The organism is Saccharothrix sp. NPDC042600 (assembly GCF_040647305.1).
Lineage (GTDB): Bacteria > Actinomycetota > Actinomycetes > Mycobacteriales > Pseudonocardiaceae > Actinosynnema > Actinosynnema mutabilis.
The window spans coordinates 1-26096 of sequence record NZ_JBEZBW010000109.1 but is presented as its reverse complement, the minus strand read 5'-3'; the positions used below and the strand labels follow the sequence as shown (position 1 = coordinate 26096).

General features: G+C 72.8%; 19 protein-coding genes and 2 pseudogenes. 12 read left to right on the top strand and 9 right to left on the bottom strand.

Annotation, left to right across the window (positions count from 1 at the left end; translation table 11 throughout):
* The 3 genes and pseudogenes from AB0A74_RS36665 to AB0A74_RS36655 all read left to right on the top strand — a co-directional run.
* Positions 1-198: pseudogene (locus AB0A74_RS36665) on the top strand (hypothetical protein); the annotation flags it as partial.
* A 96-nt stretch (positions 199-294) separates the two neighbouring features.
* Entirely contained in the window at positions 295-1746 is a 1452-nt protein-coding gene (locus AB0A74_RS36660; RefSeq protein ID WP_358256916.1) for an APC family permease, read from the top strand.
* The gene (locus tag AB0A74_RS36655; RefSeq protein ID WP_358256914.1) at positions 1743-2759 is read left to right on the top strand and encodes an acetamidase/formamidase family protein; all 1017 of its coding nucleotides are present in this window, start codon (positions 1743-1745) and stop codon (positions 2757-2759) included. Before AB0A74_RS36660 ends, AB0A74_RS36655 begins: the two co-directional genes overlap by 4 nt.
* Before the next feature lie 18 nt (positions 2760-2777).
* On the opposite strand, the gene rph is transcribed toward AB0A74_RS36655, so the two are convergent.
* The 3 genes from rph to AB0A74_RS36640 form a co-directional block, all read right to left on the bottom strand.
* Positions 2778-5324, bottom strand: a complete 2547-nt coding sequence (rph, locus tag AB0A74_RS36650) for a rifamycin-inactivating phosphotransferase (RefSeq protein ID WP_358256912.1) — start codon at positions 5322-5324, stop codon at positions 2778-2780.
* Between the two features lie 174 nt (positions 5325-5498).
* A complete protein-coding gene (locus AB0A74_RS36645; RefSeq protein WP_358256910.1) occupies positions 5499-6011 on the bottom strand; it encodes a hypothetical protein in 513 nt (170 codons plus the stop codon).
* A 359-nt stretch (positions 6012-6370) separates the two neighbouring features.
* Positions 6371-7276, bottom strand: a complete 906-nt coding sequence (locus AB0A74_RS36640) for a phenylalanine 4-monooxygenase (protein ID WP_358256908.1) — start codon at positions 7274-7276, stop codon at positions 6371-6373.
* Between the two features lie 375 nt (positions 7277-7651).
* Between AB0A74_RS36640 and AB0A74_RS36635 the strand changes: the two genes are divergently transcribed.
* From AB0A74_RS36635 to AB0A74_RS36620, 4 genes are all read left to right on the top strand, one after another.
* A complete protein-coding gene (locus tag AB0A74_RS36635; protein WP_358256906.1) occupies positions 7652-10969 on the top strand; it encodes an error-prone DNA polymerase in 3318 nt (1105 codons plus the stop codon).
* Between the two features lie 229 nt (positions 10970-11198).
* The gene (locus AB0A74_RS36630) at positions 11199-11795 is read left to right on the top strand and encodes a dihydrofolate reductase family protein (RefSeq protein ID WP_358256904.1); all 597 of its coding nucleotides are present in this window, start codon (positions 11199-11201) and stop codon (positions 11793-11795) included.
* Positions 11792-12712, top strand: a complete 921-nt coding sequence (locus AB0A74_RS36625; RefSeq protein WP_358256902.1) for a GNAT family N-acetyltransferase — start codon at positions 11792-11794, stop codon at positions 12710-12712. Before AB0A74_RS36630 ends, AB0A74_RS36625 begins: the two co-directional genes overlap by 4 nt.
* Positions 12713-12731: 19 nt before the next feature.
* Positions 12732-13568 (top strand): SDR family NAD(P)-dependent oxidoreductase, encoded by an 837-nt coding sequence (locus AB0A74_RS36620; protein ID WP_358256900.1) that lies wholly within the window; start codon positions 12732-12734, stop codon positions 13566-13568.
* A 119-nt stretch (positions 13569-13687) separates the two neighbouring features.
* Here the strand turns inward: AB0A74_RS36620 and AB0A74_RS36615 are convergent, their stop codons facing one another.
* The 3 genes from AB0A74_RS36615 to AB0A74_RS36605 all read right to left on the bottom strand — a co-directional run bounded on the left by AB0A74_RS36615 (position 13688) and on the right by AB0A74_RS36605 (position 18180).
* Positions 13688-14164 (bottom strand): hypothetical protein, encoded by a 477-nt coding sequence (locus AB0A74_RS36615; RefSeq protein ID WP_358256898.1) that lies wholly within the window; start codon positions 14162-14164, stop codon positions 13688-13690.
* Positions 14165-14186: 22 nt separating this feature from the next.
* Positions 14187-15362, bottom strand: coding sequence for a tetratricopeptide repeat protein (locus tag AB0A74_RS36610; RefSeq protein WP_358256918.1), 1176 nt, complete (start codon positions 15360-15362; stop codon positions 14187-14189).
* A 958-nt stretch (positions 15363-16320) separates the two neighbouring features.
* Positions 16321-18180 carry a hypothetical protein gene (locus tag AB0A74_RS36605; protein ID WP_358256896.1) on the bottom strand — a complete coding sequence of 620 codons (1860 nt, stop codon included), beginning with the start codon at positions 18178-18180 and terminating at the stop codon, positions 16321-16323.
* A gap of 209 nt (positions 18181-18389) precedes the next feature.
* Between AB0A74_RS36605 and AB0A74_RS36600 the strand changes: the two genes are divergently transcribed.
* A complete protein-coding gene (locus AB0A74_RS36600; RefSeq protein ID WP_358256894.1) occupies positions 18390-19355 on the top strand; it encodes a helix-turn-helix domain-containing protein in 966 nt (321 codons plus the stop codon).
* Positions 19352-20617, top strand: a complete 1266-nt coding sequence (locus tag AB0A74_RS36595; RefSeq protein ID WP_358256893.1) for a DJ-1/PfpI family protein — start codon at positions 19352-19354, stop codon at positions 20615-20617. The genes AB0A74_RS36600 and AB0A74_RS36595 overlap by 4 nt, the downstream gene beginning before the upstream one ends.
* A 99-nt stretch (positions 20618-20716) precedes the next feature.
* Here the strand turns inward: AB0A74_RS36595 and AB0A74_RS36590 are convergent, their stop codons facing one another.
* Complete coding sequence (locus AB0A74_RS36590; RefSeq protein ID WP_358256892.1) at positions 20717-21244, bottom strand: hypothetical protein; 528 nt, start codon at positions 21242-21244, stop codon at positions 20717-20719.
* Positions 21245-21432: 188 nt separating this feature from the next.
* Here AB0A74_RS36590 and AB0A74_RS36585 point away from each other — a divergent pair, with 188 nt between their 5' ends.
* Positions 21433-23406 carry an amino acid transporter gene (locus AB0A74_RS36585; RefSeq protein WP_358256890.1) on the top strand — a complete coding sequence of 658 codons (1974 nt, stop codon included), beginning with the start codon at positions 21433-21435 and terminating at the stop codon, positions 23404-23406.
* 11 nt (positions 23407-23417) lie between these two features.
* Here AB0A74_RS36585 and AB0A74_RS36580 read toward each other — a convergent pair whose 3' ends face one another.
* Complete coding sequence (locus AB0A74_RS36580) at positions 23418-24497, bottom strand: HAMP domain-containing sensor histidine kinase (protein WP_358256889.1); 1080 nt, start codon at positions 24495-24497, stop codon at positions 23418-23420.
* A 50-nt stretch (positions 24498-24547) separates the two neighbouring features.
* Entirely contained in the window at positions 24548-25207 is a 660-nt protein-coding gene (locus AB0A74_RS36575; protein WP_343936898.1) for a response regulator transcription factor, read from the bottom strand.
* A 126-nt stretch (positions 25208-25333) separates the two neighbouring features.
* On the opposite strand from AB0A74_RS36575, the gene AB0A74_RS36570 reads away from it, so the two are divergent.
* A complete protein-coding gene (locus AB0A74_RS36570; RefSeq protein WP_358256887.1) occupies positions 25334-25849 on the top strand; it encodes a hypothetical protein in 516 nt (171 codons plus the stop codon).
* A pseudogene (locus AB0A74_RS36565) lies at positions 25846-26096 on the top strand (hypothetical protein); the annotation flags it as partial. The gene AB0A74_RS36570 and the pseudogene AB0A74_RS36565, both read left to right, overlap by 4 nt.

The window sequence follows — 26096 nt, the reverse complement described above, 5'->3', positions numbered from 1 at the left end:
GTCGGCGATCGGGTTGGCGAAGCCGCGCTTCCCGCTGCCGCCGCAGTAGAGGCCGACCACCCGGTTGTCGTCGTCCAGCAGGCCCGGTTGCTGGCCACCCCGGGCGCGTGGCCGGCCGGGACCCTGGGACCGCCGGTCCCGGGCGGTTACCTGGCCCGCGCCGACGGCCTGGACCTCACGGTCATCACCCGCCTCTGATCTTTCTAGATGAAACCTTTCCAACTGGAAGGAGTCCGTCTAGGCTTCGCCGCACTGTCGCCCAAGGCAGTACGGCACGCTCCGAGGAGGACGGCGATGAGCCAGGACACGGACCTGGGCCGGTACGGCTACACCCAGGAGTTGCGGCGCTCGCTCGGCTTCCGCGACCTGCTGGTCTACGGGTTGATCTTCATGGTGCCGATCGCCCCGTTCGGCATCTTCGGCGGCGTCTTCCAGGGCTCCGGCGGCATGGTCGCCCTGACCTACGCCATCGGCATGGTCGCCATGCTGTTCACCGCCAACTCCTACGCGCAGATGGCCAAGGCGTTCCCGCTCGCCGGCTCGGTCTACACCTACGCGGGTCGCGGGATCGGCGCGCCGGTCGGGTTCCTGGCCGGGTGGATGGTCCTGCTGGACTACGTCCTGGTGCCCGGCCTGCTCTACCTGATCGCGAGCGTGGCGATGAACTCGCTCGTGCCCGGCGTGCCGGTGTGGCTGTGGCTGGTGCTGTTCGTGCTGCTCAACACCGCGGTCAACTACCTGGGCATCGAGATGACCGCCCGGGTCAACCGGATCATGCTGGTGGCCGAGTCGATCGTGCTGGCGATGTTCGTCGGCATCGGCGTGGTCGCGGTGGCCCAGGGCAAGGGGCAGGGCTTCAGCTTCGACGCCTTCTTCACCGGCGAGACGTTCTCGTGGCCGCTGGTCCTCGGCGCGGTGTCCATCGCGGTGCTCAGCTTCCTCGGGTTCGACGGGATCTCGACGCTGGCCGAGGAGAACCGCGAGTCCGCGCGGGCGATCGGCCGGTCGATGGTGGCCGCGCTGCTGCTGGTCGGCGTGCTGTTCGTGGTGCAGACGTGGGTGGCGGCCATGCTCGTGCCCGACCCGCAGGCCCTGCTCACCGACGGCGACCCCGGCGGCACGGCGTTCTACGACGCGGCCCGCGTGGCCGGCGGTGAGTGGCTGGCCGTCCTGACCGCCGCCGCGACCGCCGTGGCGTGGGGGTTCGCCAACTCGCTGGTGGCGCAGGCGGCGACCTCGCGGCTGCTGTACGCGATGGCCCGCGACCGGAGCCTGCCGAAGTTCCTGGCCAAGGTGCACCCGACGCGGCGCGTGCCGGTCAACGCCACGCTGCTGGTCGCCGGGGTGTCGTTGGCGCTGGGCCTCTACATGCAGTCCCGCGAGGACGGCATCACGTTGATGAGTTCGCTGGTGAACTTCGGCGCGATGATCGCGTTCCTGTTCCTCCACGTGGCCGTGGTGGTGCACTACGTGGTCCGGCGACGCAGCCGCGACTGGTGGAAGCACCTGGTCGCGCCGGTCATCGGGTTCGCCATCCTCGCGTTCGTCGTGGTGAACGCGAAGCTGGCCGCGCAGACCAGCGGACTGGTGTGGCTGGGCGGCGGGATCGCGCTGATGGTCGTCCTGCTCGTGACGGGTCGCGGGCTGCGCCTGTCCGGCATCGGCGGGACGGGAACGGACGAGCCGGGGACCGGTGGCACGGAAGCCGGCGGGTCGCCGATCGCCGCGACGGAGGAGGAGAAGTGAGCATCGAGGTCGTGCGCCTGACCCCCGAGCCCGGGCAGCTCGCCTACGCCTTCGGCGGGCGGGAGCCGCTGCTGACCGTGCGGCCGGGCACCGTGGTCGAACTGTCCACGGAGGACTGCTTCGGCGGGGCCGTGCGCACCGTGGACGACCTGCCCAGCCGCGTCTGCACCTTCCCCTACCTCAACCCGGTGACCGGGCCGATCGCGGTCGAGGGCGCGGAGCCGGGCGACGCGGTGGCGGTGCACTTCGTGGACATCCGCCCGCTGCGCGACTGGGCCGTCTCCACGACGTTCCCGCACTTCGGGGCGTTGACCGCGACCCACACCACGGCCATGCTGCACGACGCCCTGCCCGAACGCGTCTGGCGCTACGACGTGGACGTGGCCAGGGGCGTGTGCCGGTTCCGCGCGCGCAGCGGCGACTTCGAGGTGGAACTGCCGCTGGACCCGATGCACGGCACTGTCGGCGTCGCGCCCGCCGCGAACGAGGTGGTGATGAGCATCAGCCCCGGCGCGCACGGCGGGAACATGGACACCCCGGAGATGCGGGCGGGCACCACGGCGTACTTCCCGGTCAACGTGCCCGGCGCGCTGATCTCCCTGGGCGACGGCCACTGCCGCCAGGGTGAGGGCGAAGTGTGCGGCACGGCCGTGGAAGCGGCGATGTCCACGGTGGTCGTGGTGGACCTGGTCAAGGGCGCGGCCCCGGCCTGGCCCCGCCTGGAGAACGACGAGCACCTCATGTCCACCGGGTCGGCGCGACCGTTGGAGGACGCCTTCCGCATCAGCCAGCACGACCTGGTCGGGTGGACGGCCGGCCTGCTCGGGCTGGACGCGCTCGACGCCTACCAGTTGGTCAGCCAGGCGGGGCTGGCCCCGGCGGGCAACGTGGTGGACACGAACTACACGATGGTGGCGAAGTTCCCGAAGACGGTCCTGGGGCGGGCCACCGCCTACGACGGCATCCACGCGCGGCTGCGCGCGACCGCGGCCCGCTACCTGGCCGAACGGTAGCGGGCCGCGGTCCGGGCGTCAGAGGATCTCGATGTAGCCGTCCATGCCGTTGACGCGGATGCGCCGGCCGTCGCGGATGGTGCGCGTGGCGTTCTCGACGCCGACGACGGCCGGCAGCCCGTACTCCCGGGCGACCACCGCGCCGTGGGTCATCAGGCCGCCGACCTCGGTCACCAGGCCCGAGATCGCGACGAACAGCGGTGACCAGCTCGGGTCGGTGTGCGCGGTGACCAGGATGTCGCCGGGTTCGAGGTCGGCCTGGGCCATGTCCAGGACGACGCGGGCCCGGCCCTCGACCGTGCCGCCGGACACCGGCAGGCCGACCAGCGCGCCGGCGGGCAGGTCGTCGCGCCGGTACGCCCCGGAGACGGCCTCGCCGTCCGAGGTGAGCACGCGGGGTGGCGTGAGCGCTTCGAAGTGGGCGAACTCGTCCCTGCGGCGGCGGATGAGGTCGTGGTCGGCCCGGTTCGTGCGCACGACCTCGCGGATCTCCTGGAACGCCAGGAAGAAGACGTCCTCGGGTTCGGCGAGCACGCCGGCCCGCACCAGGCGGTCGGCTTCGGCGAGCAGGGCCCGCTTGTAGTGGGAGTAGCGGCGGATCATGCCGTACTTCGGGTACTCGCGGTAGCCGATGAACGTGCGGACCAGGTCGATCTTCCGCTTGGTCTCCTCGGCCCTGCGCTCGCCGTCGGGCAGGGCCTTGAGCCGTCGCAGGACTTCCTGTTCCTTGGCCAGCGCCTCCCGCCGGCCGCGTTCGAAGCGCCGTGCGGCTTCGCCGGGTTCGGTGTTCCTGATGTTGGACAGGATCAGCGGCAGGAGCATCGACGGGCGCTCGCTCCAGCGTGGCCGGGTGATGTCGATCTCGCCGACGCACCGCATGCCGTACTTGGCGAGGTAGGCGGTGATGGCGTCGCGTGCTTCCGTGCCGCCTTCGAGGTCGGCGAGGTGGTCGAGGAAGTTCTCGTCCTCGGTGTCGCGCAGGAAGGCCACGACCTCGGGGTGCGGGCGGATGGCGTCGGCGACGTCGAGGAGCGCCAGGCCCATCTCCGAGGTGACGTTGTGGGGCACCGACTGGGAGAGCGTGTCGGCGGCGTTGCGTTCGCCGAGCCACTCCCGGAGGTTCTCGTTGAGCCACCAGGTCGCCTGCATGGCCGCCATGATCACCTCGATGCTGCGCGGTTCGAACAGCACGCGGCGCAGCTCCTGGACGTCCTCCTGGATGAAGTCGAGGAGTTCCGTCCCGGACTTCGTGCGGATCTCCTCCTCCATCGCGGCGACGGACGCTTCGGCGCGTTCGACCAGCTCGGTGACCAGGGCCGGGTCGGTGTCCACCGCGGCCGGGGCGGCGCCGGGGACCGGCGGGACCGGGTCGTCGCCGGGGGAGGGGAGGAAGCCGTCGCGGTCGATGACCGTCCGCAGCGCGTCCTCGGTCAGGGGGTCGGACTTGCCCGTGACGCCGAGGAACGCGGCGCGGCCCGTGGGGGAGGCGAGGAGCGCGGTGACGTCCACGAACAGCCGTCCGCCGGCTTCGGCCATGGGGCGCGGGGTCGTCATCTGCCAGACCGACAGGCCCAGCGGCCTCATGGCGTCGGTCATCATCTGCTGGTGGCCGACGGAGACGTAGACGTGGTTGGCCTGGTCGGTCGTGGCGGGGACCGGGAACAGCGTGGTGATCGGCCGGCTCTGCACGATGTGGAAGTCGTCGTCCACCAGGCACCACTCGATGTCCTGGGGACGGCCGAAGTGCGCTTCGATCCGGCGTCCGAGGTGCACGAGTCGCACGACCTGGTCGTCGGTGAGCGCGGGTCGCGTGCGCCGCTCCGGCTCGACCCCTTCCTTGGTGACGATCGCCTTGTCGACGATCTCGCCGTCACGCACCTTGTAGCGGTCCGGGTTGACCAACCCCGAGACGAGCGCCTCACCCAGCCCGAACACCGCCTCCACCGCGGCGACCTTCCGGTTCGACGTGACGGGGTCGGCCGTGAACAGGACGCCGGCGGCCTGCGGGAACACCATCCGCTGCACGACCACCGCCATGTGCACCTTCCGGTGGTCGAACCCGTTGCGCGCCCGATAAGCCACGGCCCGCTCGGTGAACAACGACCCCCAACACCGCCCGACGTGCTCCAGGACCGCGGCCGGTCCGACGATGTCGAGGAACGAGTCCTGCTGCCCCGCGAAAGACGCCCCCGGCAGGTCCTCGGCCGTCGCGCTGGACCGGACCGCACAGGAGTTCGCCTCGCCCAGTTCCCGCAAGGCGGCCGTGATCCCCTCGGCGACGTCGTCCGGAACCGCGATCTTCTCGATGATCCGCCGGATCTCCGCGCTGGACGCCCGGATCGCCTCCCGGTCGTCGGCGTCGACGCGCGCCAACTCGTCCAGCCGGTCCTCCAGGTCCGGGGCGTCCCGCAGAACCCGTTTGAAGGCGTCCGTGGTCACGACAAAGCCATCCGGAACCTGAACGCCGTCGATCCGCGAAAGCTCGCCGAGATTCGCCCCCTTACCGCCCACAACGGCGACCTGCGCCTGGTCGATTTCCCGGAACCCGAGCACGTAGCTGTGCATTCGTACGCCTTCCCCCGTTTCGCCCGCGATGACAGCGTCCCTTCCGACGCGAAATCCCGCAGGCCCTGGCCACGGCGGAGAGTGTGCGCCCCGACCGGGGCCTTGCCGCAAGACCCCCTGTCTGCTATACGTTGAACATGGCAGGGAGAGCTCTCCCTGCCATGTTCATTTTCGTCAGGGCTCGTAGTGGTACGGCACCTGCGGGTACGGCGGGGGTGCGATCGGGGCGCGGTTGCGGCGGCGGGCGCGCATGGTCAGCAGTGTGACCAGGGTGGTGACCAGCAGGACGAAGAGGACGGCGATCCAGACCGCGGCCGTGCCGGAGCCGGACTCCTCCTCCTTCACCCGGACCCCGCGCGGGCCGTACTTCTTCTCCAGTTCCTCGGTGGTGAAGGATCTGACCTTGTCGTTGACGCCGACCACGACCTGGTCCACCTCGGCCGGGTAGGTGTCCCAGATCAGGCGGACGATCTTCTCGCCGTCGTCGGTCTCGTCGTTGGTCTTGTAGGCGTTGACGGCGATGGTGTCGTGGCCGTTGGTGGTGTTGTGCTTGACCGAAACCCCGATGTACCCGGCGTCCTGGACGCGGGCGGACAGGGCGGACAGGTCGGCCAGCGAGACGCACCCCGCGGCCAGCAGGACGACGAACAGCACGCCGGCGAGGCATGCGCGGGCATGGCGTTTCATTGTGAGAACCCCCTTGAACGGTCGCCGAACGGCACGAGCGCACACGTGATCGCCGCCGTCGGCGGAATGAGTGGTGGGACGGCGGCGATCAGGCCGGCGACGCGCTGCGGGACGGGACGTCCGTGCGTGGTGAGCGGGAGCGCGTCAAAGAGGTGGGCACGTCGGGGTCCTCCGGTCCTGGACGGAACCGAGGTCTCCCCGGCCACCGAGAGCGGTGGTGTCGTGACCGGGTCGCCGCGGGGCGACCGACATGACGATCACGAGCCGAGTGGGTACTCCCCTCTTGGGGTGGAATTGTGGCGCACCAACATCATCGCGGTCAAGTGACGTGGGCCACTGGCTCTGTCCACAGTGGACGATCAGGTCATCGCGCCGCGGTCGGCCAGGGCGGGCAGGCCCAGGCGGTCGCGGGTGGACTCGTCGAAGTCGTCCAGGAAGTCGTGCAGGGTGTCGGCCAGGTGGTCCGGGGAGGGGACGGCGTAGAGGACCGGCTGGTAGCCCGCCGCCTGGTAAGCCTGGCCGGCGATGGCCTCGACGTCCCAGGGGCGGATGTCGGCGCGGCGCAGGTGCCGCAGTTCGCCCCACGACGACAGCAGCGCCGCGCCGTAGGCCTTGACCTCGCCGTCCTCGACCGCGACGCCGTACTCCAGGCTGAACCAGTAGACGCGGCTGAGCAGGTCCAGGGCGTCCTCGGAGTCCACGCGACCCGCCGCCGCGCCGAACGCCCGGTACAGGGCGGCGAACTCGGGGCAGGTCAGGTGGGTGCCGTGCCCGAACACGTCGTGCAGCACGTCCGGTTCGGGCGTGTAGAGCGGCATCGCCGGGTGGCGCACGTACTGCACGGCGTGGAAGTAGCCGCGCGCCATCGAGCCCAGGAACCTCTTGTTCGGCACCAGACCGCCGGCCAGGGTGAACCGGAACCCGGTCAACTCGTGCAGCCGGTCACCGACCTCCGCGTGCTGCGGGACGTGGTCGGCGGGGATCGGCGCGGCATCACGCGCCCTCAACACCTTGCGGCAGACCGTGTCCCGCTGGACCTCCAGTAGCGCACTGTGCACTCGCCGCCACGTGGCGTGCTCCTGCTCGGTGTAGCGAACCTTCGGCGAGGGCGCACCCACCTCATGCCCGTCGGCGAGAGCCACGAACGCATCGCGCCGCTTCACGTAATCCGGGTCGCTGAACCCCGGGTGCTCCCGGGCGGGCCCCAGCCGCCCGTCCGGCGTCACCGGGGTCTGCCCGAGCAGAGTCGTGGTGTCGCTGGTCATGGTCGAGGCCTACCCGCGCCTGCGGTCGTCACGCGGTGTCCGCGCAGGTGAACCTGATCGAGTGACCAGCCACGGTCGGGTGAATCGGCGGTGCAGGGGCAAGTCGGTTCACGAGGGGGGTGACCGCACGCGGTGCAGGTGACCGACGTCGTTCGCCATGCCGCTGTTGGTGGGCCTTGTTCCTGGCCGGCATGGGCGGCGGCCACTGCTTCTCCGTTGTCCCGGAACGCTTCGGGGTTCCCGCCGACTTGCGGGCTTGATTCGCATCGACTAGGAATAGTCGAACCTGTGTTCGACTGGTCGGCCGAGTGTCTTCGCCCGGTCGAGTGCCCGCCGGCTTCCCCACGGCGTCGTGATGCCCGGGGAAGGTGTGCAGTGGGGTTCGACAGTCGGCCCGAGGTGCCGTGGAGTGAGCTGGAACGGGCGTTGTCCGGGCGGATCGACGCCGACGGGCGGCGGATGGCGGCTCCGCGCGGCGCGGACGGGTACACCCGTGCCGGGGACCTGGTCGGGCGGCGGGTCACGCGGGAGCGGCCCGGGGCCGTGCGGGTGCCCTACGCCGAGTTGCACTGCCACTCCAACTTCAGCTTCCTGGACGGGGCCAGCCACCCCGAGGAGCTGGTGGAGGAGGCCGCGCGGCTCGGGCTGGACGCGGTGACGTTGACCGACCACGACGGGATGTACGGGGTCGTGCGGTTCGCCGAGGCCGCACGCGACCTCGGCGTGCACACCGCGTACGGCGCCGAGCTGAGCCTGGGGTTGTCGGCTCCGCAGAACGGCGTCCCGGACCCGGAGGGCGAGCACCTGCTGCTGGTCGCGCGCGGTCCGGAGGGGTACCGGCGGTTGTGCTCGGTGATCTCCTCGGCGCACCTGCGGGGCGGGGAGAAGGGGCGGCCGGTCTACGACCTCGACGAGGTGGTGGACGAGCTGGCCGGGCACGTGCTGGCGTTGACCGGGTGTCGCAAGGGCATGGTCCGCAAGGCCCTGGCCGAGCAGGGGCCGTGCGCGGCGGGGGAGCGGCTCGCGTGGCTGGTCGACCGGTTCGGGCGGCGCAACGTCGCGGTGGAGCTGGTGGACCACGCCCGACCCGGCGACTCGCTGCGCAACGACGTCCTGGCCGGGCTGGCCGAGCACGCCGGGGTTCCGACGGTCGCGACCAACCAGGTCCACTACGCGCACACGCGGGCGGGACGGCTGGCGACGGCGGTGGCGGCGGTGCGGGCGCGGCGGTCGCTGGACGAGATGGCCGGGTGGTTGCCGCCGTTCGGGGCGGCGGCGCTGCGGTCGGGTCCGCAGATGGCGTCGCGGTTCGCGCGCTTCCCGGGCGCGGTGACGCGGACGGCGTTGCTGGCCATGGAATGCGCGTTCGACCTGCAGGTCGTCGCGCCCAGCCTGCCGCCGTTCCCGGTCGGTCCGGGGCACACCGAGGCGTCGTGGCTGCGGAAGCTGGCGGTCGAGGGCGCGCGGGAGCGTTACGGGCCGCCGGAGTCCGACCCGAGGGCGTACGCCCAGATCGAGCACGAGCTGGAGGTGATCGAGCGGCTGGACTTCCCCGGGTACTTCCTGATCGTGCACGACATCGTGGAGTTCTGCCGCCGCAACGACATCCTGTGCCAGGGGCGGGGTTCGGCGGCCAACTCGGCGGTCTGCTACGCGCTCGGCGTGACCAACGTGGACCCGGTGCGCTGGGACCTGCTGTTCGAGCGGTTCCTGTCGGTGGAGCGGGACGGGCCGCCGGACATCGACATCGACATCGAGTCCGACCGGCGCGAGGAGGTCATCCAGTACGTCTACGACAAGCACGGCCGCCGCCACTCCGCCCAGGTCGCCAACGTCATCACCTACCGGGCCAAGTCGGCGATCCGCGACGCCGCCCGCGCGCTGGGCTTCCCGCCGGGCACGCAGGACGCGTGGAGCAAGAGCGTCGACGGGTGGGGCACCGTGCACAGCGCCGCCGCCGAGCACCGGGACAGCCGCACGCCGATCCCGGCGGCGGTGTGGCGGTTGGCCGCGCAGTTCGAGGGTTTCCCGCGGCACCTGGGCATCCACTCCGGCGGCATGGTCATCTGCGACCGGCCGGTGTCGGAGGTCGTGCCGGTCGAACACGCGCGGATGCCCGGCCGGACGGTGCTGCAGTGGGACCGCGACGACTGCGCGACCGCCGGCTTGGTCAAGTTCGACCTGCTGGGGCTGGGGATGCTCTCCGCCGTCCGGTACGCCCGCGACCTGATCGCCGAGCACGACGGTCTCCACGTGGACCTCGCCCACCTCGACCTGGCCGACCCGAACGTCTACGACATGCTGTGCGCGGCCGACACGGTCGGGGTCTTCCAGGTCGAGTCCCGCGCCCAGATGGCCACCCTGCCGCGCCTGAAGCCCCGGGACTTCTGGGACCTGGCGGTGGAGGTCGCGCTGATCCGCCCCGGTCCGATCCAGGGCGGTTCCGTACACCCCTACATCCGCCGCCGCCAGGGCGAACCGTGGCAGCACGACCACCCGTTGCTCGCCCGAGCCCTGGACAAGACCCTCGGCGTGCCGCTGTTCCAGGAACAGGTCATGCAGATCGCCATCGACGCGGCCGGGTTCAGCGCCGGCGAGGCGGACGAGCTGCGCCGGGCGATGGGTTCGAAACGCGCACTGTCCAAGATGGACCGCCTGCGGGACCGGTTCTACCGCGGAGCCGCCGCCAACGGCATCCACGGCGAACTCGCGGACAAGGTGTTCCTGCAGGTGCAGTCGTTCAGCGGCTACGGTTTCCCCCAGAGCCACGCGCTCGCGTTCGCGCACCTGGTCTTCACCAGCGCGTGGCTCAAGTGCTACCACCCCGCCGCGTTCTGCGCCGCACTCCTGCGCGCCCAGCCGATGGGCTTCTACACGCCGCAGTCGTTGGTCGCCGACGCCCGCCGCCACGGCGTCCGCGTCCGCCGGGCCGGGATCAACACCAGCCTCGCCCACGCCACCCTCGAACCCGACCCGACCAGCACCGGCGGGCACGCCGTGCGCCTGGGCCTGGCCGGCGTCCGCACCCTCGGCGACGACGTGGCGACCCTCATCGCCGACCACCGCGCGCGGCACGGCCCGTACACGAGCCTGGACGACCTGGCCCGCCGCACCAACCTCACGACCCCGCAACTGGAAGCCCTGGCCACCGCCGGCGCCCTGGCCGACCTGGAACCCGAACGCCGCACGGCCCTGTGGAAAGCCGGCGCGGCCGCCCGCGAACACCCCACCACCCTGCCCGGCACGGCGAGCGTCACCACCGCCCCGGCCCTGCCCGGCATGACCGCGTGGGAACTGGTGGTCGCCGACCTGTGGGGCACCGGCATCACGCCCGACACCCACCCCATCCACCTGGTCCGCACCTACCTGGACAACCTCGGCGCGCTACCCGCCTCCCAGTTGGCCCACGTCCCCGACGGCACCCGCGTCCGCATCGGTGGCGTAGTGACACATCGCCAACGCCCCGGCACCGCCGGCGGCATCACGTTCCTGAACCTGGAAGACGAAACGGGCATGACGAACGTGGTCATCAGCGTGGGCCTGTGGAACCTCCACAAGAACACGGCGCGCAACAGCAACGCCCTCCTCATCCGCGGCAAGGTCGAGAACGCGACAGGCGCGATCAACCTGGTAGCCGACCACCTCCAACCCCTGGACCTGCGCCTGGCCCTCAAATCCCGCGACTTCCGGTGAGCGCGGGGGTTCCACGAGCGGGTCGAGCCGGCCTGGATTCGACCGGCCCCGTCGACTAGCGACGACCGGCGGCCGGCGCGGGCTTCACAGGTCGCGCGGGGCGGGTGAAGCATTGGTTGTTGATATTTCCCCGCCGCGCGGCAAGGCTGTGATCATCACCCGTTCGGCCGTATGGGTGTCGGGCGTCCCCGTCCGGCGCCGGCCGACCAGCACGGCAAGGGAAGACCTGTTGCGCAAGCTCGTGTACTACATCGCCTCGACCCTCGACGGCTTCATCGCCGGACCCGACGGGGCCGACCCGACCGGGCCCGGGGGGTTCTGGCCGATCGCCGAGGACTACCTGCGGCACATGGTCGCCGAGTTCCCCGAGACGCTGCCGGGGCCGGCGCGGGACGCGCTCGGGGTCACCGCCGAGGGGACTCGGTTCGACACCGTGGTGGAGGGGCGCAAGTCCTACGAGATCGGGCTCAAGGCCGGCATCGCGGACGCCTACCCGCACCTGCGGCACATCGTCTTCTCCCGCACCCTCCGGACCACGGACGTCGAGGTCGTCGCCGGCGACCCGGTCGAGGCGGTCCGGGCGCTGAAGCGGGAGGACGGCAAGGACGTCTGGCTGGTCGGCGGCGGCGCGCTGGCCGGGGCCCTGTACCCCGAGATCGACCGGCTGATCGTCAAGCTCGCCCCGATCACCATCGGCTCCGGCATCCCGCTGTTCGGCGCCGGCACCGGGTTCGACGTGCGGAACTGGGCGTTGACCGACCACGTCCGCCTGGACAGCGGCTCGCTGTTCCTCACCTACGACCGCGCCGCGACGGAGACCGCGTGACCGACGTGACCTTCCGCCCGATCACCGGGCCGGACGAGCTCGACCTGTTCAACCGCCTGTCGTACACCCTCAACCACGAGCTGGCCGACGACCTCGCCGAAGGCCGCCGGCAGCCGGAGTGGATGTGGCTGGCGCTGCGCGACGGCCGCCCGGTGGCGCGGGTCGCCTGGTGGGGGCGCGGCGGTGAGCCGACGCCGTCGCTGCTGGACATCCTCGACCTGGACGAGGAGGTCCCCGACGCGACCGGGATCGCCTCGGCGCTGTACGAGAAGGCCGCCGCCGCGGTGCTCCCGCCCGGCGCGACGCCGCCCGAGTACGGCCGCTACCTGCCCCCCGACTGGCACGACGACCCCGGCCCGGTCAACGCCCGCATGTCCGTGCTGGAGAAGGCGGGCGCGCGGCTGACCGTCGAACGCCTGCGCCTGGAGTGGCAGCCGGACGCCGGCGTGCCCGCGGCGGACCCGCGCCTGTCCTTCCGCGCCTTCGCCGACCACGACGAGCTGATCGCGCTGACCGCCCGCGCCCTGGACGGCACCCTCGACGCGCACAGCCGGGCCGACCTGGCGGAGCTGTCGCCGCACGACGCCGCGGTCAAGCACTACGAGGAGGAGTTCGCGACCTTCTCCAGCCCGCGCGAGTGGTGGCGGGTGGCGACGGTGGACGGCGAACCGGTCGGGTTCGTCATCCCCGCCCGCAACTCCTACCACGCGATCATCGCCTACCTCGGCGTCCTGCCCGAGCACCGCGGCAAGGGGTACGTCCACGGCATCCTCGCCGAGGGCACGCGCGTGCTGGCGGAACAGGACGTGCCGCGCGTCCGAGCCGCGACCGACGTCGGCAACACGCCGATGGCCGCCGCGTTCGCCCGCGCCGGTTACGTCAACTTCGAACGTGCCATCAACATGGCCTGGAACTAGCGACACCACTGGGGGAGACATGGATTCGTCAAGGGTCTGGTTCATCACCGGGGCCTCGCGCGGGCTCGGCCGCGCCTTCACCGAGGCGGCGCTGGCCGCCGGCGACCGGGTCGTCGGCGTGGCGCGGGACGTCACCCCGCTGGACGACCTCGTCGCGCGCCACCCGGACCGGCTGCGGGCGCTGCGCCTGGACGTCACCGACCGCGCGGCGGTGTTCGACGTCGTCGGCGCGGCGTCCCGGGAGTTCGGGCGGCTGGACGTCGTCGTCAACAACGCGGGCGCGCTGGTCATGGGGATGGTGGAGGAGTTCTCCGAAGCCGAGGCCCGCGCGCAGATGGAGCTGAACTTCTTCGGCGCGCTGTGGGTGTCGCAAGCGGTGCTGCCGGTGCTGCGGGCGCAGGGCGGCGGGCACGTCCTGCAGGTGTCCAGCATCGGCGCGCTCGGCGGGTTCCCGAGCACCGGGCTCTACAGCGCGAGCAAGTTCGCGTTGGAGGGGCTGAGCGAGGCGCTGGCCGCCGAGGCCGCCGGGTTCGGCGTGAAGGTGACCATCCTGCAGCCGGGCGGGTACTGGACGGACCTCTACACCAGCATGCGCCAGACCACCGCGAACCCGGTCTACGACGCGTTGCGGGAGGAACTGGCCAAGCAGTGGGCCGAGGGCTCGGCGGACAGCGAACCGCGCCTGGCCGCCGAGGCGGTGATGAAGCTGGTCGCCAGTGACGACCCGCCGTTGCGGCTGCTGCTGGGCAGCATGGTCTACGACGTCGCCTTCGACATCTCGCGGCGGCGCATGGAGACGTGGGCCCGGTGGGAAGAGGTCAGCCGGGCGGCGGAGCAGGCGATCCCGAAGCCCTGAGCAGGGTGCGGCCGCTCGACCCGCGGCCTCGCCGAACGCGGCCGCTCGACCCGCGGCCTCGCCGAACGCGACCGCTCGACGCGCGGATCGAGGTCCGCGCGTCGAGCGGTCGTGGGTGGTCAGCCCTTCGGGTATTCCTCGGTCTGCCAGCGGCCGGTGGTGTACTCGAAGCGGATGTCGTCGTCGCCGTTGAGCGGTCCTTCGAGCTTCTGGGACAGCTGCACCCGGGCGCTCTTGTCGCCGGAGCCCATCTTCACCTCGACGATCTGGGCGTCCTCGAACGTCTTGCGCGACTCCTCGCTCATGCGGGTGTGCACGTTGGTGAACGCGGAGGGGCAGTCGCCGTCACCGGCGCTCGCGGCGAACGCGCGTGCTTTCTGAGCGGTCAACAGGCCGCAGGCGATGGCGCGGTTGCCCGACGCCCAGGCGTCCAGGTACGCGCGGGCGGCTTCGCGAGCACCCTGCTCACCGGCGGCGGTGCCGACCGACCCCAGCTCACCGTCCTCGTCCAACCCGGGGCGGTCACCGCTGCCACACGCGGATAACAACACGCAGGACAGGGCCACCGCGGTCATCGCGGTCCGTGTCGTGGTCATGACCGACAGTGTGCCAAAACGATCAACCGGCGTCCGACCGTTCCAACTCGTCGGCGATCTCCACCACGACCCGCGGGTCCAGCCGGGCCAGCACGGGCAGGATCGTCGGCCACGCGCCGGTCACCAACGCCTCTCCCAGGAACCGCTCGACGCCGTAGAGGTCGGCCACCACCGCGAGCGCCGTGAGCGCCTTGGCCTTCCGGTCGGGGCGGGTGGCGCGGTGGACGACCCGCGCGGCCTCCTCGGCGAGCAGGCGTGCTTGGTCGAGGTCGCCGGCGGTGGCGAGGGTCCTGGCCAGCCCGGCGAGTGCGGCGGCCTGCTCGTCCGGGTCGCCGGTGCCGCGGACGAGGCGGGCGGCTTCGGCGGCGAGCCGGCGTGCTTGGTCGAGGTCGCCGGCGGCGGCGAGGGTCCCGGCCAGCCCGGCGAGTGCGGCGGCTCGCCCGTCGGGGCGGGGAACGTGGCTGATGAGGCGGGCCGCCTCCGTGGCGAGCCGGCGTGCTTGCTCGGGGTCTCCCGCCGCCACGAACGTGTCGGCCAATCCGCTGAGGACGGCTGCCTGAACGTCCGGGTCGCCGTTCATCCGACGGGCCGCTCGCGCGGCTTCGGTCGCTGCCCGGCGCGCCAGGACGTGCTCGCCCCGGTCGGCCAAGGCCTCCGCCAGTCGTGTCGCGGTGGCCGTCCACACGCCTCCGTGCTGCACTCCGAAGGCGACGCGTGCCGCATGCCGGGGCTCGCCGGCCGTGATCAAGGCCTCGATCACCCCCGTCCACGCCGCCGTCTCGCCGTTCCGGGCCGCCACGAGTTCGACGACCTCCTTGAGGGCTTCGTCCGCCCCGAGAACGGCCAACCCGTGGGCGATGTGTTCGAGTGAGGTCGTGTGCTGGATGGCCCCGGCGAGCCACGCCACCCGGGTGGCCAGGTGGTTGGCCGATCGCTCGTCGCCCCCGGCGGACAAGGCCCCCACCAGGTCCGCCACCGTCGTGGCCTGGGACGGCGTGATCCCCTCCGTGATGATCTCCGTCAGCACCGTCGACAGGAGATCGGAGCGGATGCGCAGGCTGTCGCCGGCGACGGCGTCGAGCAGCCGGGACAGCACTCGGGCCCGCCGCGCCACATCGCTGCCCTCGCGGGCGGTCGCGGCGGCGTCCTCGGCCAGTCGCCGCGCTGCCGGCGGGTCGCCCGCGCGAACGCGGGCCATGGCCAGTTCGACCCACGCTCGGGCGCGGTCGTCGGGTCGGGGGATGCCCCGCGCCACCCAGGCCGCGCGGTCGTGGTCACCGGACGCCGACATCAGCGAAGCCAGTGTGGACAGGACTTCCGTGCGCGCCGCCGGATCCCCGACGCCGTGGGCGATCCGGCTCGCGCGTTCAGGCAGGCCCGCCGACCACGCCGTCCTGGCCAGTTCGGCCAAGTGCCGGTCCCGGTCGTGCGGGTCGGCGATGTCCTGGGCGAGCTGATGAGCCTCTTCGACCAGCCGGTGCGCCACACCGGGGACGTCGGCGGCCACGGCGGACTGCGTCAGGTCCAGCAGCGCCCGCCCGCGGTCGGTCGGGTCGGAGATGCGGTGGGCGGTTCGGCTCGCGCGCTCGTGTTCGCCGATGGCGGCCAGCGCGCCGGCCAACGCGATCAGGGTCCGGGTGTGCCGGTACCGGTTGGTGATGGCCCGGGCCAGCTGCTCGGCCTCGGTGGCCAGCCGGCGTGCCGAACCGGGGTCGGTGTCGGCGGCGTCCCGGGCCAGCGCGGTCAACGCCCGGGCGCGGTCGAGCGGGTCGGTGATGGTTCGGGCGAGGCGCTCCGCGTCGAGCGCCGGCTGCGGCACCACCGGGTGGGCGGAGTCGCGCGCCACCAGCCTCAACGCCCGCACGCCGTCGCTGGGGCGGGGGATGGCCCGGGCGACCGACCGGGCGCGGTCGTCGTCGCCGATCGCGGTCAGCGCTTCGACCAGTCCCACCAGCGCCCAGGACCGGTCGCGCGGGTCGGTGATGCGGCCGGCGATCCGGCCGGCCTTGGCGACCAGGTCGTGGGCCCGCTCCTGGTCGCCGGTGCCGACGGCGGCCCCGACCAGGCCGGCCAGCAGCGTCGCGCGGAGTTCGTCGTCCGTGGTGCGGTGGGCGATCTGCTCGGCGTCGGCGGCCAGTCGGCGTGCGCCGCGCCGGTCACCGGCCACGGCCGCCGCACGGGCGAGGGTGGTCAGGACGCGGGCCCGCTCGTAGTCGTCGTGGATGGCGCGGGCGAGCCGGACGGCGTGGTCGTGCTCGCCCAACGCGGACCACGTGCCGGTCAGCACGATGAGTGTGGCGGTGTGCTCGTACCAGCGGGTGATCGTGTGGAGGAGGACGTCGGCCCCGCCCGCCAACGACCGGGCGTGTTCGGTCGCACCCAGCCGGGCGGCGACCCGCGCTAGCGCGCGGGCCCGTTGCGACACGTCCGGCAGGCCGCGGACGATCTGCTCCGCGTGCCCGGCGTCGCCCGTCGCCGCCACCGCGTCGGCGAGCAGTTCCAGGGCCAGTTCCTGGTGGTGCGGGTCGGTGACGCCCCGGGCGAGCGCCTCGGCGCGCGCCGTGTGGCCGAGGACCGCCCAGACGGCGGGCAGTTCGGTCGGGATGTGGGAGTTGCGGGTCTGGAGCTCGTGGCGGTGCACCGACAGGCGGGCGAGTGCGAGCAGGTCGGCGCCCGGCGCGGCGAGCAGTGAGGTCCTGGCACGTGGTGATCTCGACCAGGGCGGCGGCGTCACCGCCGCTCACGTCGAGCATCCGGTCGTGGCGGACGCGGTCGGTGGCGAGCGCGGTCAGGCGGTGCGCGTCGCCGATGGTCGCCAGCATGCGGGGGTAGCCGGTCACCAGGTACTCCGGCGTCTCCGGTGGCCACGGCGCGCGGCCCGCGCCGGGCGCGAGGTAGCCGTCGGCCCAGGCGAACAGGCGGGCGCGGTAGTCCGCCAGGCGCTCGGGGCCGAGGTAGTCGCACGCGGCGGTGTGGAGTTCCTCGTGGCCCAACAGGTACACATCAGGACCGGCGATGCCGGGCCGGCGGGTGAACGTCCGCCCGGCCACCGTGTGCAGGACGTCCTCCACCTCCACCAGGTCGGCGCCGGTCAGCACGCGCAGGTCCGCGAGCGACAGCCCGCCGCGGGCGGCGGTGAGCAGTCCCAGCACGTCCTGCTCGACCGGCCCGCCGCGCAGCAGCCGCTTGAGCTCCGACTGGCCGAGCCGCTGTCGGTCGCGGGCGTGCGCGGAGCCCGACAGCGGCCGGACGACGGCGGCGTCGCGCAGCGGGTGCCAGTCCGGCACGTCGTCGGGGATCGGCGGGTTCGGCCGGCCGGCGACGACCACCCGCATCCCGTGCTCGGGCCGGCCGGGCAGCAGCGCGGCGATGCTGTGCGCGTGGGGACCGGCGGTCACGCAGCGGTCCTCGTCCAGCCCGTCCACCACCAGCACCAGCCTCCCGCCCGCCGCCCGGCACGTCGCCGCCGCCCGGGACAGCAGGTCCAGCAGGAGCAGCTCCCGGACCGACTCGTCCACGCCGAGGGCCGGTTCCTCGCCCAGCAGTTCGCACAGCTGCGTGGTCACCGCCGTGGTGAAGGCGTCACTGGTGTCCTGCGCGGCCAGGCGGGCGGTGACGAAGAACGACACCAGCCACACGCGACCGGCCAGTGACTTGGGCGGGTCCAACACGAACGCGGCCAGCAGCGCGGACTTCCCCGCCCACGGACCGGCCTGCCACCACATGTACGGGCCGCGGTCCTCGCGCAGGCAGAAATCCTCCAGCTCGGCCAGTTCGCGCTCCCGGTCCAGCAGCCGCGGGGCGGCGATCCGGTCGACCTGCCGCAGGTACATCGGCCGGCTCGACCGCGGTCCGCCCGAGGCGCTCGGTCCGCGAACCGGGCCGGCACCCGGCAGGGACGAGCCGTTGTGCACGAACGTGACGTCCCCGCCCGCCTGCACCACGATCCCCGCGCCGGACGCGACACCGGTCTGAGCGGTCCGGGCTCCGTCGCCCTCGTCACCACCGTTCGCCAAGGAAGCAGCCCATCCACGCGGTCACGCCCAGCCGATCACCCCACACGAGAACCCTGGACCTCGGTTTCCCACAACGCACAAATGCGGTCACGGTGCCCCCGGTTCCGGCTCGACGACCGGGCGGGTGGCCCGGCGTGGACCGGAGAGTGCGTGTGGCGTAGTGCCTGATCCGTCCGCGATCCGACCGGTTGTGGCCTGATGTGTGAGGGGTGGGGCCGCGTAGGTTCGGTGGGGTGGATGGTCGGGTTGTCGTGGTTGTGCAGGCGGCTGTGAATCTTCTGGACTTGGCTGGGCCTGTGCAGGTTTTCGATGCCGCTGCCGCGCACGGTGGGCGCTACCGGGTCGAGTTCGTCGGGGTCGAGGCCGGGGTCGTCAGCGCGCAGGGGTTGCGGCTGGGTGATCTTGGACGGCTGCCGGATGTGTCCGCTGGGGATCTCGTGCTGGTGCCCGGCACGCGGTTGGACGCTCGCGGGCCACTGGTCGATCCCCGGGTGGTCGAGTGGTTGCGGCAAGTCCCCGAGTCCGGGGCTTCGGTCGCGGCCGTGTGCAGTGGGGCGGCGGCGTTGGGGGAGGCCGGGTTGTTGGACGGGCGGCGGTGCACCACGCACTGGGAGCTGCTCGACGCCATGCGGCGGCGGTATCCGCGGGCCAGGGTGCAGGACGGTGTGTTGTTCGTGCACGACGGTCCTGTCAGCACCAGTGCCGGGATCGCGTCCGGGATCGACCTCGCCCTGTCGCTGGTGCACCGGGACCACGGGTCGGCGGTGACGGCCGCGGTCGCGCGGAGTCTCGTGGTGTACCTGCGGCGGCCCGGGTCGGGGGCGCAGTTGAGCCCCTTCCTGCAACACCGGTCGCATGTGGACGACGCCGTGCACGCAGTGCAGGACCACATCGCGGAGAACCTGTCCCGACGGCACACGTTGGCCGACCTGGCGGCCCGCGTGCGGTTGTCGCCGCGCGGGTTGAGCCGGGCGTTCACCGCCGCCACCGGGATCACGCCGTTGGAGTTCCAGCAACGCCTGCGGTTGGCGCTGGCCGACGACCTGTTGACCGCCACCGACCTCCCGGTGTCCACAGTGGCCGGTCGGACCGGCTTCCGGGACGCCCGTCAGCTGCGCCGGCTCTACCGCGCGCGGTACGGGGTCTCGCCCAGCGGTGTGCGGGGGCGGGCATGAGGTGGGTGGGTGTCGCGGCGGCGGTGCTGCTCGTCGCCGGGGTGGTCGCGGGCGGTGTCGGGGTGTCGATGGCGCGGAGCTTCCCGGCCGCGCCCGGCGGGGAACGGGCGGCGGCGGGCGCGGTCGATCCTGAGCGGGTGCTGGTGGCCGTCGCGGCGGGGGCGTCGGGGACGGTGGCGGCGGACGCGTTGGCCCCCTACGCGGTGTTCGCCGCGTCCGACCGGTTCGCGGTGCGGGTGGTGGCCGAGACGTTGTCGCCCGTGACGTTCTCCGGTGGCCTGCACGTCGTGCCGGACGACACCTTCACCGGGCTGGACCGGGCGCCGGACGTGGTGGTCGTGCCCGCCGTGGTCGACTGGAACGGCCCGCGCGAGGCCGCGCTGCGCACGTGGGTCGCGGCGCAGGCGGCGCGCGGCGCGGTGGTGCTGGGCGTGTGCTCCGGGGCCAAGGTGCTGGCGGCGGCCGGGGTGCTGGACGGGCGGGCGGCGACGACGTTCTGGTCCGCGTTGTCGGACATGCGGTCGGACTACCCGCGCACGTCGTGGCGGGCGGGCAGGCGGTACGTCGAGGACGGCCCGGTCGTCACCACGGCCGGCGTCACCTCGGGCGTGGTCGGCGCGCTGCGCGTGGTCGAGCGGCTCGCCGGGCCGGCCGAGGCGGAGTCGGTGGGCCGGCGGGTGGCGTACCCGGGGTGGTCGCGCACTGGCTCGCTGGACATCGAGGCGCACACCTACGCCCCGGCGGACCTGCCCTACGGCCTGAACGCCGCCTTCCCGTGGGGCAGGCCGACGACCGGGGTGGCGGTGCCCGACGGCGTGGACGAGTTGGCGCTGGCCGCGGTGCTGGAGACCCACTCGGGCTCGTCGTTCGCCGCCACCACCGTGCCGGTCGCGCCCGCGGACCGGACGACCACGCGCCACGGCCTGCGGCTGCTGCCCTCGCGGACCACGGACCTGACCCGGCTGATCACGTTCGACCCGGCGCTGGAGGACTGGGCGGCCGCCCACGGCGTCCCGGCCACCCGCCTGGTGGTCGCCGCCGGGGAGTCGCCGTTCGACGCGGCCCTGCGCGACCTGGCCGCCACGGGGGACCGGGCGACCGCGCGGGCGGCGGCGACGTTCACCGAGTACCCGGCGGGTCACCTGGCGTTGAGCGGGCCGGCGTGGCCGTGGCGTCCGACGGCGCTGCTCGTGCTGACCCTGCTCGCCGCCACGGGCGTGGCGCTGCTGCCGGTGCTCCTGCGCCGGGCGCACCGGGGATGAGCGATGGGGATCGCAAGGTTCGCCGCCACGACGGTGCCGGTGCCGCCCCCGTACGTCGCCGGCCCGGCCGCCCCTCCCCCCTCCGCACGCTGGTCGGCCTCACCCCGCCGGCGGTCGGGGCAGGAAGAAGCGGTCGTCGGGCAGGCAGCCGGGTGGTGTCGCCGAGGGCCGGGTGGGGCGCGTGCCGTCGAGGGCGTCGAGCGTGTTCTGGTAGTGCGCCCGGCCGTGGACGGCGATGTTCGCGGCCGTGATGCAGATGGCCAGGGCGTGCGCGCGGTCGACGGGGTGCAGGCCGCGCAGCGCCGCTCCCATGTCCATCGCGCCGCCGGTGACCGCGCGGACGGCGGTGGTGATCGCGAACTCCAGCTCGGGCGGGGCGGTCGCGGCGACCCGGTCGATCTCGCCGAGCACGGCGGGCAGCCCGACCCTGCGCCCGGCCAGCGTGCGCAGGGCGTGGTTGTACTCGGCGACCTGCGCCACGGCCACCTGCTCGACCTGGCCGGTGTCGAGGCCGTCGAGCAGGGTGGCGACCAGTTCGGGGTCGCGGTAGGCGTAAGCGCGCCACAGGCGCAACGCACGCCGGCCCGCTGTGGCCGGTGACCGGTCTTCGTCGCACTGGAAGTCCATCCAGTCCAAGTACCACCCGCGTGCCGCCTCGGCATGCGGTGTCACCCGCTCGGGGCGGGTGCAAGCGTTTTGACGCGATCTTGACGGTGTCGCGGGTGTCACGCGGCTCCGGGTGTGCCCTGACCTCGCACCGGATACCCGCATGGCCCATGCTCTGCGTCACCAGGACATCAACGGGGAGATGTGGCATGACCGGCACAGCCGAGGTTCCGCAGCGCGTCGACAGCCCGGTGCGGGCCGGTCCACCGTCCTCCGCGTTGGGGCGTTGGCTGTTGCAGCACCGGGTGCAGCCGGTCGTCGGGCCCGAGAGCGGCGAGTCGCACGCCGAGCCGCACCCCTGGTGGAAGGTGATGTGCCTGACCGGCGTGGACTACTTCTCCACGCTGTCCTACCTGCCCGCCATCGCCGCACTGGCGGCCGGCGCGCTGTCCCCGTTGGCGACGTTGCTGATCGTGGCGCTGACGTTGCTCGGGATGCTGCCGATGTACCGGCGCGTGGCGCGGGAGAGCCCGCACGGGCAGGGGTCGGTGGCGATGCTGGAGGACCTGCTGCCGTTCTGGCGGGGCAAGGTCTTCGTGCTGGTGCTGCTCGGGTTCGTGGCCACGTCGTGGATCATCACGATCACCCTGTCCTCGGCCGACGCGACCGTGCACCTGGTGGAGAACCCGCTCACGCCGTCGTTCCTGCACGGCCACGAGGTGCTGGTGACGGTGGTGCTGCTGCTGGTGCTGGGCGGGGTGTTCCTGCTCGGGTTCAGCGAGGCCGTCGGCGTGGCGATCCCGCTGGTCGCGGTCTTCCTCGCGCTCAACGCCGTGATCGTGGGCGCGGGCGTCGTGGAGCTGCTCGCCGAGCCGGTCGCCGTCGAGCGGTGGTGGGACGCCCTGACCGCGGGCGGCGGTGTCGGTGACGTGGTCGGCCCGGCGGTGCTGGCGTTCCCGTTGCTGGTGCTCGGTTTGTCCGGTTTCGAGACGGGCGTCAGCATGATGCCGCTGGTCGCCGCCGACGGGAAGACCCCGGAGGAGCGGCTCGAATCGCGCATCCGCAACACGCGCAAACTGCTCACCGCCGCCGCCCTGGTCATGTCGGTCTACCTGATCGCGACCAGCTTCATCACCACCGTGCTCATCCCCGCCGAGGCCTTCCAGCCCGGCGGCGCCGCGAACGGCCGCGCGCTGGCCTACCTCGCGCACGAGCACCTCGGCGGCACCTTCGGCACGGTCTACGACATCAGCAGCGTCCTGATCCTGTGGTTCGCCGGCGCGTCGGCGATGGCCGGGCTGATCAACATCGTGCCCCGGTACCTGCCTTCCTACGGCATGGCCCCGGAGTGGGCGCGCGCGGTGCGGCCGGTCGTGCTGGTCTACACCGCGGTCTGCGTCCTGATCACGATCATCTTCGGGGCCGACGTCAACGCCCAGGCCGGCGCGTACGCCACCGGGATCCTCGCGATGATGGTGTCCGGGTCGATCGCGGTGACCATCTCCGCGGTGCGCAAGCGGCAGCGGCCCGCGGCGATCGGGTTCACCGCGCTGACGCTGGCGTTGCTCTACGCGCTGGTGGAGAACGTCATCGAGAAGCCGGACGGCCTGACCATCTCGGCGTTCTTCATCCTCGGGATCGTCACCATCTCGCTGGTGTCGCGGGTGTCGCGCACCACCGAGCTGCGCGTCGAGCACATCGAGTTCGACGAGCCCGCGCGCCGCTTCATCGCCGAGTCCATCGCCCACGACGGCGCGCTGACCCTCATCGCCAACCGCCGCCAGGCCGGTGACGTCGCGGAGTACCGCGAGAAGGAGACCGAGCAGCGGGGCGTCAACCCGGTGCCGGGCCGCGCGGACGTGCTGTTCCTGGAGATCGACGTGGTGGACCCGTCGGACTTCAGCGACGTGCTCAGGGTGCGCGGCGTCGAGGTCGGCGACCACCGGGTCCTGCGCGCCGACAGCCCGGCCGCCCCGAACGCGATCGCCGCGATCCTGCTCGCCCTGCGCGACGCCACCGGTGTCCGGCCGCACTGCCACTTCGCGTGGAGCGAGGGCAACCCGCTGGGCCACCTGTTCCGCTACCTGCTGCTGGGGCGCGGCGACACGGCCCCGGTCGTCCGGGAGATCATCCGCGGCGCCGAGCCCGACCCGGACCGCCGCCCCGGCGTCCACGTCGGCTGAGGCGCCCGGGGTCAGGGCAGGGTCACCGCGACCACCAGGCCGCCGCCGGAGCGCGGGGTGGCGCGGGCGGCGCCGCCGTGGGCCCGGGCGATCGAGGCCACGATGGACAGGCCCAGGCCGACGCCCTGACTGGTGGCCAGGCGTTCGCGGCGCAGTTGCACGAACGGCTCGAACAGGCTCTGCACCCGGTCCGGCGGCACCTCCGGGCCGGTGTTGGCGATCTCCAGCGCGGGCGAGGCGTCCACCCGGACGACGATCTCGCCGCCGTCGTTGTACTTGATCGCGTTGTCCACCAGGTTGGTCACGAGTTGTTCCAGCAGCACCGGTTCGCTGCGCACCACCCGCGGCGCCAGCGACGAGCGGACCGCGATGCCCGCCGTCGCGAGCTGGCGCGCGTGGGCCGCCAGGACCCTGGCCACGACCTGGTCCAGGCGCACGTCCTCGGGCCGTTCCAGGCCCCGGTCGCTGCCGGCCAGCACCAGCAGGCCCTCGATCAGGGCCTCGCTGCGCGCGTTCATGACCAGCAGCCGCTCGCACAGCTCGCGCAGCGGGGCGTTCTCCCCGGGCCGCGACAGCGCCACCTCCACCAGCGTGCGCTGCGTCGCCAACGGGGTGCGCAGCTCGTGGGAGGCGTTGGCGACGAACCGGCGTTGGCTGTCGAACGACCGTTCCAAGCGGCCCAGCATCTGGTCGAACGTGTCCGCCAACTCGGTCAGCTCGTCCTTCGGGCCGCGCAACCCGATGCGCCGGTGCAGGTCGTCCGCGCCCAGCCGGCGCGCGGTGGCGACCACCTCGTGCACCGGCCGCAGCATCCCCGCCGCCGCCAACCGGCCCAGCAGCAGCGCGATCACCGCCGACGCCGCCAGCGCGACACCCGACTGCACCAGCAGCGTGTTGAGCACGTCGGCGCGGTACTGCCCGACGTTGACCTCCTGCACCTCCGACCCGGTCACGGCGGTGTCCGGCGACACCTGCACCGTGCCGGTCTGCGGGGGCGGGCTCGCCGACGGCGGCTCGGTGGGCACCGGCAGCGCGCCGCGCACCAGCAGGTAGTTCACGCCCAGCAGCAGCGCGCCGCTGCCCAGCAGCATCACCGCGATGAGCAGGGACAGCCTGGTGCGGACGGTGAACCGCCCGCGTCTCAGTCCGCCAGCTGGTACCCCACGCCCGGCACCGTCCGGATCACCGCCGGCGCGCCGAGCTTCTTGCGCAGCGTCATGATCGTCACCCGCACCGCGTTGGTGAACGGGTCGACGTGCTCGTCCCATGCGCGCTCCAACAGCTCCTCGGCGCTCACCACCGCGCCCTCCGCCCGCATCAGCACCTCCAGCACCGCGAACTCCTTGCGGGACAGGTGGACGAAGCGGTCCTCGCGCAGCACCTGGTGGCGCGGCACGTTCATCTCGACGTCCCGCCAGCGCAGCACCGGCGGCACCGCGGGCCGCGCCCGCCGGCCCAGCGCCTGCACCCGCGCCACCAGCTCGGCCAGCGCGAACGGCTTGGTCAGGTAGTCGTCCGCGCCCAGGCCGAGGCCGTGCACGCGCTCCATCACGTTGCGGGCCGCGGTCAGCATGATCACCCGCGTGTCCCACCCGCCGGCCACGATCGTGCGGCACACCTCGTCGCCGTGCACGGTCGGCAGGTCGCGGTCGAGCACCACCACGTCGTAGGTCGTGAGCGCCACCCGGTCCTGCGCGTCGGCCCCGTCGAAGCACACGTCCACGGCCATCGCCTGCTGGCGCAGACCCTCGGCGATCGCTTCCGCGAGCAGCACCTCGTCCTCCACCACCAGAACGCGCATGGCTGCCATTGTGCGCAACTGCCTATAAGCACGCCATAAGGACGACCCTTACGGCCCACAGATAGTGCTCCCGGTACAACAGCGATACCGCTCATTCACACCGGGAGGCGAACCATGAATGCCCGAATGGCTGTATTGGCGTTCGGCGTGGCCTGCGCGGTCCTGACCGCCGGTTGCGGCAACGCGGACCGCGAGCCCGAGGTCGCCTCGGTGTCCGGGTCGTCGTCGGCCGCGCCACCGGCCGGCGGTCAGGACGAGTTCACCAAGTGCATGAAGGAGAACGGGGTGGACCTCGACCTCGGCGGCACGCCGGACGAGGAGGGGAAGGGCAGCACGCAGGGCTCCGCCGGCCCCGCCGACCAGCGCGCGCAGCGCGAAGCGCTGGAGAAGTGCCGAGCGCACCTGCCCGACGGCGGCGCGCCGAAACCGCTGGGCGAGGAAGCGCTGCGGCAGGCGCGCGATTTCGCGAAATGCATGCGGGAAAAGGGCGTGGACTACCCCGACCCGGATCCGAACAAGGGCGGTGGCGAAGGCGTTACGCCGTTGCCGGAAGGGTTGGACGTGGACGACCCGGCGACGCGCGAGAAGATGGCGGACTGCTCGCGGCAGACCGGCGGGGTCGTGTCGGGGAGCCCGCGGTGACCGATCCGGGGTCGGGCTCCGGTGCGGGCCCGGGTGCGGGGCGCGATCGCGAGGCGGGCCCGGGCGCGGGGCTTGAGCGCGGGACGGGTCTGGGCGCGGGGCTTGAACGCGGCGCGGGCCTGGGCGCGGGGCTTGAGGGCGGGACGGGGCTGAGCGCGGGCCTGGGCGCGGGGCTTGAGCGCGGGACGGCGCTGAGCACGGGCCCGGGTGCGCCGGTCGGCTCGGGCGCGGTCGCCGGGCGCGGGGC